Raw genomic sequence first — 12,612 nt, 5'->3', positions numbered from 1 at the left:
TACGAAATGAAGAAAGAAGGCAAGCTGAAAAAGCTTGTCTTCTTTTTTTAGCTAAAAAAATAGGGAATTCCTTTATTCATAGGGGGTAAAATGGTAAACTGAAAGGCATAAGCAGATTTTATGCAGAGGGATAAAAAAGTAAAATAAGAATCTGCTCAATGGAGCATAGAGGAGAATAGAGGATGACTAATAGCGTAACGGTAAAAGAATTAGTAGACTCTCTGAAGTTAACTGTACATAACGGAGAGGAATTTTTAAATCGCCCAATTATTACCAATGACCTTTCGCGTCCGGGACTAGAATTAACGGGTTATTTTAATTATTACCCACAAGAACGTTTGCAATTGTTCGGCAGAACAGAAATTTCATTCTCAGAACGAATGACGAGTGATGAACGTTTGCTGGTTTTCCGTCGAATGTGTCAACCGAATACTCCAGCGTTTTTAGTTTCGCGTAATTTAACTTTGCCGGAAGAATTGATTCAAGCCACTTCTGAAAAAGAAATTCCCTTGTTATCATCAGCGCATGCCACTACACGATTAGCCAGTAATGTCACGAACTTCTTGGAAGAAAGATTAGCTGAACGAAAATCTGTTCATGGTGTTTTAATCGATATTTACGGTATGGGAGTTATGATCACTGGAGATAGCGGTGTAGGGAAAAGCGAAACAGCGTTAGAGTTAATACAAAGAGGACATCGTTTAGTAGCGGATGACCGCGTAGAATTGCATATGATTGGAGAAAATAAAATTGTCGGTGAACCACCTGAAATCTTACGTAATTTAATCGAGATACGAGGAATTGGGATTATTGATGTAGCTAACTTATTTGGCGTAGGAGCGATTCGTCTAAGCAAAGTAGTGAATCTGATCGTTAATTTAGAATTATGGGATAAAAAGACTAAGTTTGATCGCCTAGGCAGTGGTGAGGAAAAAAGGCGTATTTTTGATGTTGATGTGCCGTTGATTTCTATTCCAGTCAAAACGGGACGTAACTTAGCTGTTATTATTGAATCAGCAGCGATGAACTATCGTGCAAAACAAATGGGATACAACGCTACGGAAACGTTTGAAAGAAATCTTGAAACGTTGATTAAACGTAATTCAGAAGAGATTTAAAAGAAAAAGGGGATTAGAAAATGAATGTTTTAGTTAATGCAATTGATCCAATCGCATTTTCATTAGGGCCTCTTGAAGTTCACTGGTATGGTGTAATTATTGCTGCTGCGATCTTTGTGGCTATCTTTTTGAGTATGAAAGAAGCAGAAAAAAAAGGACTTGAAGGAGACCATATAATTGATATGGCTCTGTGGGCTTTGCCAATAGCGTTTATTGGTGCACGTTTGTATTATGTACTATTTGAATTAGGTTATTATTTACAGAACCCTGATCAAATTTTAGCTATTTGGAATGGTGGTATTGCGATTTACGGCGGCTTGATCGCTGGTGGATTGACGGTGTATTGGTTTACTAAAAAAAGGGGGATCCCAATTTGGTTGGTACTCGATATACTTGCTCCTAATGTCTTATTAGCTCAAGCAATCGGACGCTGGGGAAACTTTATTAACCAGGAAGCGCATGGCGGCGAAGTAACTCGTAGTTTTTTAGAAAAGCTGCATCTGCCTGAATTTATTATTAATCAAATGAATATTAATGGCGTTTACTATCACCCTACTTTTTTATATGAATCTTTATGGAGTTTACTTGGTTTTGTGGTCATTCTCTTTTTACGCCGTCGAAAAAATTTGTTGCGTCGTGGTGAAGTAGCTTTGACTTATGTTTTATGGTATTCATTAGGCCGCTTCTTTATTGAAGGTTTGCGGACAGATAGCCTTTGGTTAGTAGATTGGTTGCGTGTATCTCAAGCTTTATCTGTAGTGTTGTTTATTGCTGCACTAGTTATTTGGTTTATCCGCTGTCAAGACTACCCGCCGGTGCCTTATTATTCAGCAGGCTTAACACCAGATGAAAAAGAAAGCACTGCTTCTGCTCATCCGGAAAAATAGGTGAAAGAGACTACTTGAAGAAAATAAGCTGGGTAATCAGCTGAGATTCATCAAAGACAGAAAGAACACAGAGGATTGCACTAAAAAAGCGAACATAAAACAAGTGAATAAGAGAAGGAAAAAGGAGATACAATAAAATGCCAAAAACAATCGCTGTGCTAGGGGCTGGTTCTTGGGGAACCGCCTTATCAATGGTACTCGAAGAAAATGGACACGAAGTTCGTTTATGGAGTCATAAACAGCAGCAAGTAGATGAAATCAACCAGACACATACAAATAAATCGTATTTGCCGGAAACGATTCTTTCAACAAGAATCAAGGCTTATTCAGATTTAGCGCAAGCACTTGAAGCAGTAGATGCTGTGTTGTTTGTTGTTCCGACTAAAGCTATTCGTGAGGTAGCCAGTAAAGTTGCCGGTTGTTTATCAGAACCGGTAGTCATTGTCCACGCTAGTAAGGGACTGGAGCAAGAAACACATAAGCGGATTTCTGTTATTTTGGAAGAAGAAATTCCTGTTGAAAAACGAAAAGCAATCGTTGCTTTATCTGGGCCAAGTCATGCGGAAGAAGTGGCAGTCAAAGATTTAACAACCATTACTTCTGCATCAGCCGATATGGAAGCAGCCATTTTTGTGCAAGATTTGTTTATGAATGATTATTTCAGGATTTATACAAATCAAGATATTATCGGAGTAGAGCTTGGAGCAGCTTTAAAGAATATTATTGCGGTAGGCGCTGGAGCTCTCCATGGTTTAGGTTATGGTGACAATGCCAAAGCGGCCTTAATGACTCGTGGCTTAGCAGAAATCAGCCGTTTAGGAGTAGCATTTGGTGCAGACCCGATTACTTTTCTAGGATTGAGCGGTGTAGGCGACTTGATTGTAACGTGTACCAGCGTCCATTCAAGGAACTGGCAAGCAGGAAACCTATTAGGGCAAGGAAAGACTTTAGCAGCAGTACTTGACCAGATGGAAATGGTAGTGGAAGGGATTTCCACTACTAAAGCTGCTTACGAGTTGGCACAGGAAAAAGAAATCGAGATGCCAATTACTGCAGCAATTTATAATGTATTGTATAATGAAGCAGATGTTAAAGAAGCTGTCGCCTCATTAATGACTCGCGGCGGAAAATCAGAAGGCTATTAGGCTAGTCAGATAGCTATCAAGTATTGGAGGAAAAATAAATGCAAAAAGTACGTAAAGCAGTCATTCCGGCTGCAGGATTAGGAACACGATTTTTACCAGCTACAAAAGCGATGGCGAAAGAAATGCTGCCAATCGTAGACAAACCTACCATTCAGTTTATCGTAGAAGAAGCTATTAATTCTGGAATTGAGGATATTTTGATCGTAACTGGGAAAAGTAAGCGACCTATTGAAGATCACTTTGATTCAAATCCAGAACTGGAAGAAAATTTAAGAGCAAAAGACAAATTGGCTCTATTGGAATTAGTCGAAGAAACAACGGGGTTAAACCTGTTCTTTGTTCGTCAGTCTTATCCGAAAGGTCTTGGGCATGCTGTTTTACAAGCGAAAGCATTTATTGGAAATGAACCGTTTGTGGTAATGCTTGGCGATGATTTGATGGAAGATGAAGTTCCGCTAACAAAACAATTGATTAATGGATACGATAAAACCCATGCATCTAATATCGCCGTCATGAAAGTACCTCATGAAGATACTTCTAAATATGGTATTATCGATCCCGAAGCACAAGTAGATGAAACTACTTATAACGTAAAACGTTTCGTGGAAAAACCAGCACCGGAAGATGCACCAAGTGATTTAGCAATCATTGGTCGTTACCTTTTAACACCGGAAATCTTTGAAATTTTAGAAAAACAAGAGCCGGGTGCTGGCGGTGAGATTCAATTGACGGATGCCATTGACACACTCAACAAGACACAACGCGTTTTCGCACACGAATTCAAAGGTACACGTTATGATGTAGGAGATAAGTTTGGGTTCTTAAAGACAAGTATTCAATATGGCTTAAAACACAATGAAGTTAAAGATGCTTTGCATGATTACATTATTGAATTAGGCCAAAAACTTGAAGAAGATGAAAAGTAACAATTTCAAATAGGAAAGAACGGGATGGAGACTTTTGTCTCCACCCCGTTCTTTTTTAGCTATTTTGGACAGACAGCCTATGATATAGTGAAAGTTTGTCTCTAATGCGTGTTTTTCGGACGAACAACCTATGATATAGTGAAAGTTTGTCTCTAATGCGTGTATTTTGGACGAACAACCTATGTTTTAGCAGTTATTTGTCTAAGTCTTGTGCTTTTTGGACGAAATATCCTGAATTACCATAAATACGTCCAACCTACACATAAAATAGCCGAGCTTTAAAAAAGTAGCAAGATTCGTTCTGTTGGAATAAATCACGTTGTTGGCGAGCCCATGGAGCTCTAAGGCTGTAAATGTGGTTAAAATAAAAATCGCCAATAAGAAAGACTGCTGTATCAGCATTTTCTTATTGGCGATTTATCATTTTTGGTATTTTGCGACTAATTAAAAAAATAAGAGAAAAAGTGCCTCAAACTACTGAAACAGTAGTAAAATATGGTTATCAGACTCATATAAGGAGGTCACTTTTCCCATGAATAGAATAACACAATTATCATTATTTGAAAACCATGAATTAGGCGATTTAGAAAAGTTGAATGATCTATTAACTGCATTACCGGATGAAAACCTGTTAACTGCATTAGAAGAAGAACGTGGAAAGGGCAGAAATGATTATCCAGTTCATACCATGTGGCGTGCTTTCGTAGCTAGTTTTGTCTTTCAACATCGCTCTGTCGCTTCTTTGATTCGAGAGTTGAAGCGGAATAGCCAACTCAGAGAACTATGCGGCTTTCAACCTCATTTTTCGCGCTCACAAAAAGGAAGGTATAGGGTTCAACTAGCTCCCACAGAAGCTGCTTTTTCTCGATTTTTAAAAAAGTTACTGCTCCATCAACACCTATTAGATGAGATGTTTACTGAATTGGTCACTACTTTATATGAAACACTGGATGGATTTGGGCAAACGTTAGCTTTAGATGGAAAAATCATCCCTTCTTATGCTACAAAACCAAATAAAAAAGTAGAACATGATGGCAGAAGAGATACTGAAGCAGATTTCACACTAAAACAATATACCACTACGACAGCCAATGGCGAGAAGATAACAAAGAAGAAAACATGGTTTGGTTATCGACTTCATTTAATCGTTGATGCAAATTATGAATTGCCTGTAGCCTACGAAGTGACTAAAGCATCTGAAGGCGAACCGACGGTCGCAAAAAGACTGATCAAACATTTTTCTACCTCACAAGCAAAACAGTGTGACTATCTTCTAGCTGACAGAGGATATGATGGAGCTCCATTATTAAGTCTCATTGAATCTAAAGAAATAATTCCCATTATTGATATTAAAAACCAGTGGGATAAAGATACGCTAACCAAACAATATCGAGATTCAGATTTGATTTATACGTATAATGGAGCCGTTTCCTATGTCGATGGAAAAGGAAATGAGATAAAGCTAGCGTATAAGGGATATGATAAGAAAACAGATTCTTTACGTTATGGATTTAAACCTCAATATCAGGATAACCGGCTTTTCAGAATAAAACGTGAAGAAGACAGACGTATATTTAACAAAGTCGCTAGGGATAGTTTTAAGTTCAAACGAATCTACAAAAAGCGAACCTCTATTGAGCGAGTAAATGGACGAATCGATCGAGATTACCTATTTGAGAATCATACGATACGAGGAAAAAAGAAACTGAATCTTTTTGTGACAATGACTTTTCTCATTATGTTAGCCTTTGCGAAAGATAAGATCAGTAAAAACCATCTAGCTCATCTAACTGCTTGGGTAGCTTAATTTTTTAAAAAATTAGAAGGGATAGTTTATTTGGCGTGCGCAAAAATAAAAGCGGAGTTAAAAAACAGACGCTTTTTTTACACAAACCATGGAATGAACTGACTACTTTTCGCTATTTTACAAATAATGAAGCCTACGGCTTATTTCTATGCTAGTTATTTTCACAAAAAATGGTACAACGTAATTTATTCTGTTGAAACCGGCCTATCAAAACAGTGTATCCTATGGTATACTTATTTATCAAAAATAGTTGTGCCAAAAGAGGGGGAAGCCATATGTCGAATAGACAAAATGAAACAGCTGTGATCATTCCATTTATACCAAATAGCGATTTTTATTTTCAACGAGGAATTAAAGCTTTTCAGAAAAATGATGTGGCACGTGCTAAGAAATACCTCTTGCGCGCAGTGACATTAAGTAAAAGTGAAGAAGAAAAAGTTTTTGCGCTGTGTCAATTAGCTATTTGTCATCAACATGTAGGAGAATTCAATCAATCAATAGAAATATTAAATGACTTAATTGAAAAAGATGGAGATATCTTTCCTGAAGCCTATTATTTTCAGTCCAATAATTACGCTTATATTGACGAATTAGAGACTGCTTTAGAATTAGTGTCGTTATATCTGGAGTTGGAACCAGATGGTGATTTTTTTGAAGAAGCAGAGGATTTAAAAGATGTGATTGAAATTGAGATGAAAAATTTTTAATGACTACTTACTTTTTGAAAGCATATAAGTAGCTAAAATACCTACCTGAGTATATAATGGGCAAAGAGAGAAAAGAAGTAAAGGAGATTGAATAATGCAAACAACAGAAAAAATTTATGATGTCATCGTTATTGGGGCAGGTCCTGGTGGATTAACGGCTGCACTTTATGCTTCTCGTTCTAACTTAGATACACTGATTTTAGAACGCGGTGTACCTGGAGGACAAATGATGAATACTGCTGAAGTAGAAAATTATCCAGGGTTCAATAGCATTACAGGACCGGAACTTTCCGACAATATGTACAAAGGCGCTAAGCAATTTGGAGCTGAACATGTATATGGCGATGTAAAAGAAATTATTGATGGCCATGAATACAAAACCATTATATCAGGGAAAAAAGAATATAAAACAAAGGCCATTGTTATTGCTACTGGTGCAGAACACCGTAAGCTAGCAGTCGCTGGCGAATCAGAGTACAATGGTCGTGGAGTTTCTTATTGTGCTGTTTGTGATGGAGCTTTTTTCCGTAATAAAGACTTGATAGTCGTCGGAGGAGGCGATTCAGCAGTTGAAGAAGGAACCTATTTAACTCAATTCGCTGAAAAGGTTACAATTATTCACCGACGTGATGAATTGAGAGCGCAAAAAATCTTGCAAGACCGAGCTTTTAAAAATGAAAAAGTTGATTTTATTTGGAATGCAGTTGTTGAAAATATTCATGGTGACGATATGAAAGTTACGGGTGTAAAGATTAAAGATACTGTAACAGGGGAAGAACGTGAAACTTCAGCTGATGGAGTATTTATTTATGTAGGGATCTTGCCTAACTCAGAAAGCTTTAAGAATTTGGGCATAACAGATGAAGAAGGCTGGATTATAACGGATGAACGCATGGAAACAACAGTACCGGGTATTTTTGCTGTAGGAGATGTCCGCTTGACACCCTTACGCCAAATAGCAACAGCAGTTGGCGATGGCAGTTTAGCTGGGGATAACGTGTTTCATTATATTGAAAGATTAAATGAAACTCTTGAAGCAGAAAAAGTAGCCAAAAATTAAAATTTATCAAAAGGCTGAAATAAAAGGTTCCAATTACTTTTATTTCAGCCTTTTTTCGTTGTAATTTCGTGAAAGAAAATAAGAAAAATGGTATACTTGGAAAAAGAATGAAAATGAATGAGAATAATTAACTAGCAAAGGATGATCATAATGACATGGGAAGAAACATATAAAGTTTGGGAAGATTTTGAACCTTTAGAAGAAACATTAAAATCGGAATTAACATCAATGAAAGGGGATTCAGAAGCGTTAGAAGATGCTTTTTACGCGCCGCTTGAGTTTGGTACTGCTGGTATGCGCGGAATAATCGGCGTAGGGATCAATCGAATGAACCAATATACTATTCGTCAAGCAACAGAAGGCCTGGCGTTGTTTATGGATAGTTTGGGAGAAGACACTAAAAAACGCGGTGTTGCTATTGCCTATGATTCCAGACACCAATCTCCTGAATTTGCGATGGAAGCAGCTAAAACATTAGGGGCTCATGGTATACCATCTTTCGTTTTTGAAAGTTTGCGTCCGACGCCTGAATTGTCATTTGCTGTACGTCAATTAAATGCTTATGCAGGCATTATGATCACTGCCAGCCATAACCCGGCAGCTTATAACGGTTATAAAGTATACGGAGAAGATGGCGGACAAATGCCGCCTAAAGAAGCGGATGCTTTAACAACTTATGTACGAAGCATCGAAAATAACCTGACAATTGATGTAGTATCAGAAGAAGTGCTAAAGGAAAAAGGACTGCTGACGATAATAGGAGAAGAGATGGATCAGCTTTACCTTGAACAAGTTAAAAAAGTAACGGTAAACCCTGATTTAGTGAAGCGAATGAGCAAAAAAATGAAACTCGTCTTTACACCTTTGCATGGTACTGGACAAATGCTAGGAGAACGTGCTTTGGCTAATGCAGGATTTGAAGGGATTACAGTCGTACCTGAACAAGCGGTTGCGGACCCTGAATTCTCAACAGTAAAATCTCCAAATCCAGAAGAGCCTGGTGCTTTTGAATATGCTCTTCGTTTAGGAAAAGAAATTGATGCCGATATTCTGGTTGCTACAGACCCAGATGCAGACCGGTTGGGAATTGCCGTCAAGACGACCGTTGGGAATTATGAAGTTTTAACGGGGAACCAAATTGCCAGCTTAATGCTGTATTACTTATTAAAAGCTCAAAAAGATGCAGGAGCACTGATTGAGGACGGGGTAGTCTTGAAATCAATTGTTTCAAGTGAATTGCCAACGGCTATTGCTGAGCATTTTGGCATGAAAATGGTAGATGTTTTAACCGGATTTAAATTTATTGCTGAAAAAATCAAGCAATATGAAGAAGATAAGAGTCAAACGTTCTTATTTGGTTTTGAAGAAAGTTATGGGTATCTAGTTAAACCTTTTGTACGAGATAAAGATGCTATCCAAGCTTTAGTCTTAATTGCTGAAGTAGCCGCTTATTATAAAGAACAAGACAAAACTCTTTATGACGGTTTACAAGATATTTTCCATGAATTTGGACACTATAAAGAAAAAACAATCTCTATTACGATGGAAGGAATTGAAGGTTCTGAAAAGATTAAAGCGTTAATGGCTAAATTCCGAAACGAATCTCCAAGAGAATTTGCGGGCATTGGGGTAGAATGTGTAGAAGATTTTGAAAAAAGAGAGCGTACTTATCAAAAAGGGATGAAAGAAACAATTGATATGCCTTCTTCTAATGTGTTGAAATACAAAATGGTAGACGGCAGTTGGCTGGCGATTCGTCCTTCTGGAACAGAACCAAAAATTAAGTTTTATATTGGCTCTTATGCAGATTCAGCAATAGAAGTGAAAAGAAAAATTGATGACTTTGAAGCTACAATTGATATTATTATAAAAAACTAAAAAATAACGGTAGAAGTGGTTTAAAAGTGCAGGCTTTTAAACCACTTTTTAATATAGAAGAAAAACGATATTAAAGCGAACTTCACTATACATGACACGCCCGGAATGTTATAATAGAGAAAGTGGATTTTTAGAACGTGAAATTTGAAGGAGAGAACCAACAATGGTAGAGAATTTACAGCTGGTTATTATTACAGGTATGAGTGGTGCAGGGAAAACTGTGGCCATGCAAAGCTTTGAAGACATGGGATACTTTTGTGTGGATAATATGCCGCCAAGCTTATTGCCGAAATTTTGGGAATTGGTTAGAGAATCAGGAAAATTAACTAAAATTGCGTTGGTGATCGATTTACGAGCACGTGCTTTTTTTGATGAAATTATGACTGCATTAGAAAGTATGGACAATACAAATTTGATTACGACAAAAATTTTATTTTTAGATGCAAACGATGAAGAATTAGTTTCACGCTATAAAGAAACGAGACGGACTCATCCATTAGCTATGAATGATCGCGTCTTAGAAGGAATAAAAAGAGAACGCGAATTGTTAAAAGATATTAAAGGTCGGGCACAAAAAGTAATCAATACGACTGATCTATCTCCTCGTCAATTAAGAGAAGAAATTCATTCAGCTTTTATTAAAAAGGGAGAAGCAGATCTGTTTCGTGTAGAACTGATTTCATTTGGTTTTAAATACGGCTTGCCGATAGATGCAGATGTGGTGATGGATGTACGTTTTTTACCTAACCCGCACTATGTTGATGACCTACGTCCTTTAACAGGGATGGACGATTCTGTTTATGATTACGTGATGAAACAACCGGAAACAGAAGTATTCTACCGTAAATTTACCGATTTATTAGACACGATTTTACCTGGTTATAAAAAAGAAGGTAAAAATAACGTTACGATCGCTATCGGCTGTACAGGCGGCAAACATCGGTCAGTTGCTCTTTCAGAACGTATTGGACAAAAAATTAAAACAGATGGATATCCGGTCCATATCACCCATCGGGATAAAGATAAAACTAAGGAGACGGTTAATCGCTCATGATGAACGAAAGAAAAGGCAGAAGACCTAAAATAGTGGTAATTGGTGGAGGAACCGGACTTCCTGTTATCTTACAAGGGTTGAAAGCTAAACATGCAGAAGTAACAGCGATAGTGACAGTAGCTGACGATGGGGGAAGCAGCGGGACTTTGCGCAACTATGCAAATGTAGTGCCGCCTGGAGATATTCGAAATGTATTGGTTTCCCTATCTAATATTCCTCATCTCCAAAAAGATATTTTTCAATACCGTTTTGATACAGCAGATAACTTTTTAGCCGGTCATTCAATTGGCAATTTAATTATTGCGGCGATGGCTGAAATGCATGGCAGTATCTTTGAAGCTATTCAGCTATTGGCAAAAATGATGGGCGTTGATGGACATGTTTACCCTGCTGCAGAAGAGCCATTGAATTTACACGCGGTTTTTGAAGATGGCACGCAGGTTGTGGGAGAATCGAAAATAGCTAAAGAAAGTAAGAAAATTGACCGTGTGTTTGTTACGGCTACTGAAGATAATCACGAAGTAAAAGCTTCTCGCAAAGTTCTTTCTGCTATACGAGAAGCGGATATGGTTGTCTTAGGACCTGGCAGTTTGTTTACCAGCATTCTGCCTAATTTAATGATTGGCGATTTAGGAGCAGCTGTATCTGAAACAAAAGCTGAAGTCGTCTACATTTGCAACATTATGACACAATTGGGTGAAACAGAAAACTTTACAGATGCAGATCATGTGGCTGTTTTGCACAAGCACCTAGAGAAGAAATTTATTGATACCGTACTCGTTAATACCGAGCATGTTCCAGAAGATTATATGAACCGCGAAAGATACGAAGAATACTTAGTTCAAGTAGCACATGATTTTAAAGGGCTGTCTGAAGAAGTGCCGCGAGTTATCTCAAATGGATTTCTTCAGCTAAGAGACGAAGGGGTTTTTCATAATGGGGATAAAGTAGTAGAAGAACTGTTTAATTTTGCCTATGAAAACAATCGTACTCGTTTGGCCAAAATTTAATAACTTCTATTGAACTGATTAGAAAGAAGGCGAACGAGTTGTCTTATGCTTCAGAAGTAAAAAAAGAATTGACCCAACTAGAAGTACACCGAGAACATGCACGAGCGGAATTAGCAGCATTGATTCGGATGAATGGAACGGTCAGTTTAGTGAACAAAAAATTTGTTTTGAATATTCAAACAGAAAATGCTGCGATAGCCAGAAGAATTTATGTCTTGTTGAAAGACCATTTTGCTGTTGAAAGTGAATTGTTAGTAAGACGAAAAATGAAATTAAAGAAAAATAATGTTTATATTGTACGGTTAAAAAAAGGTACTCAAAAAGTATTATCTGATCTTTCTATTATGGATGAAGCGACGATCCATAGTCATGTCCCAGAAGAAATCATGACAAATTCTCAAAAAATGCGTTCTTATTTAAGAGGTGCATTTCTAGCTGGTGGATCTGTTAATAATCCTGAGACTAGTCGGTATCATTTAGAAATTTATTCTAATTATGCTGAGCACAATCATGATGTCTGCCAAATGATGAACTATTTTGGGATAAATGCTCGTACATTGGAAAGGCGCAACGGCTATATTACCTATTTAAAAGAAGGTGAAAAGATTGCTGACTTTTTAGCCTTGATAGGTGCTACAAGTGGGATGTTGAAATTTGAAGATGTACGAATTGTTCGAGATATGCGAAACTCTGTTAATCGTTTGGTAAATTGCGAAAATGCAAACTTAAATAAAACCATCGATGCAGCAGGCAAGCAGATCGAAAGCATTCAGTATATTGATGAGATGATGGGATTAGATAAATTGCCGGAAAAATTGCAAGAAATTGCTTTGGTTCGTCTGGAAGCACCTGAAGTCTCATTAAAAGAATTAGGTGAAATGATTCCGAGTGGTCCTATCAGTAAATCTGGCATTAACCATCGTTTACGAAAGCTGAATGAGATTGCTGAAAAGTTACGCAATAAAAATACTGCTGTTCAACAAAAATAAACATACCAGATAAAACTGAAAAAGTTTTATC

The 12,612-nt window shown here is 37.4% G+C and carries 11 protein-coding genes; all 11 read left to right on the top strand.

The annotated features are described in order from the left end of the window. Positions 1-182: 182 nt before the first annotated feature. A complete protein-coding gene (gene hprK / locus BR87_RS06125; protein WP_035029929.1) occupies positions 183-1,118 on the top strand; it encodes an HPr(Ser) kinase/phosphatase in 936 nt (311 codons plus the stop codon). A 20-nt stretch (positions 1,119-1,138) separates the two neighbouring features. Further along, entirely contained in the window at positions 1,139-2,005 is an 867-nt protein-coding gene (gene lgt, locus BR87_RS06120; protein ID WP_035029926.1) for a prolipoprotein diacylglyceryl transferase, read from the top strand. Between the two features lie 137 nt (positions 2,006-2,142). After that, positions 2,143-3,150 (top strand): NAD(P)H-dependent glycerol-3-phosphate dehydrogenase, encoded by a 1,008-nt coding sequence (locus BR87_RS06115; protein WP_035029923.1) that lies wholly within the window; start codon positions 2,143-2,145, stop codon positions 3,148-3,150. A gap of 38 nt (positions 3,151-3,188) precedes the next feature. Beyond that, positions 3,189-4,076, top strand: coding sequence for a UTP--glucose-1-phosphate uridylyltransferase GalU (galU, locus tag BR87_RS06110; protein ID WP_035029920.1), 888 nt, complete (start codon positions 3,189-3,191; stop codon positions 4,074-4,076). A gap of 532 nt (positions 4,077-4,608) precedes the next feature. Further along, on the top strand, positions 4,609-5,883 hold the full coding sequence (locus tag BR87_RS06105) for a transposase (protein ID WP_035029917.1): 1,275 nt from the start codon (positions 4,609-4,611) through the stop codon (positions 5,881-5,883). 275 nt (positions 5,884-6,158) lie between these two features. Next, a complete protein-coding gene (locus BR87_RS06100; protein WP_035029914.1) occupies positions 6,159-6,590 on the top strand; it encodes a tetratricopeptide repeat protein in 432 nt (143 codons plus the stop codon). A 94-nt stretch (positions 6,591-6,684) separates the two neighbouring features. After that, positions 6,685-7,650: a thioredoxin-disulfide reductase gene (gene trxB / locus BR87_RS06095; protein ID WP_035029911.1), complete on the top strand. Its 966-nt coding sequence runs from the start codon at positions 6,685-6,687 to the stop codon at positions 7,648-7,650. 150 nt (positions 7,651-7,800) lie between these two features. After that, entirely contained in the window at positions 7,801-9,528 is a 1,728-nt protein-coding gene (locus BR87_RS06090; protein ID WP_035029908.1) for a phospho-sugar mutase, read from the top strand. A 163-nt stretch (positions 9,529-9,691) separates the two neighbouring features. Beyond that, the gene (gene rapZ / locus BR87_RS06085; RefSeq protein WP_035029905.1) at positions 9,692-10,582 is read left to right on the top strand and encodes an RNase adapter RapZ; all 891 of its coding nucleotides are present in this window, start codon (positions 9,692-9,694) and stop codon (positions 10,580-10,582) included. Further along, entirely contained in the window at positions 10,579-11,592 is a 1,014-nt protein-coding gene (locus BR87_RS06080) for a gluconeogenesis factor YvcK family protein (RefSeq protein WP_035029904.1), read from the top strand. Before rapZ ends, BR87_RS06080 begins: the two co-directional genes overlap by 4 nt. 38 nt (positions 11,593-11,630) lie before the next feature. Further along, positions 11,631-12,581, top strand: coding sequence for a DNA-binding protein WhiA (whiA, locus tag BR87_RS06075; RefSeq protein WP_035029902.1), 951 nt, complete (start codon positions 11,631-11,633; stop codon positions 12,579-12,581). Positions 12,582-12,612: the final 31 nt, after the last annotated feature.

The sequence above is a fragment of the Carnobacterium mobile DSM 4848 genome (assembly GCF_000744825.1).
Classification (GTDB): domain Bacteria; phylum Bacillota; class Bacilli; order Lactobacillales; family Carnobacteriaceae; genus Carnobacterium_A; species Carnobacterium_A mobile.
Note: the sequence above shows the minus strand (reverse complement) of the source record. Positions and strands in the feature narration are given on the sequence as shown.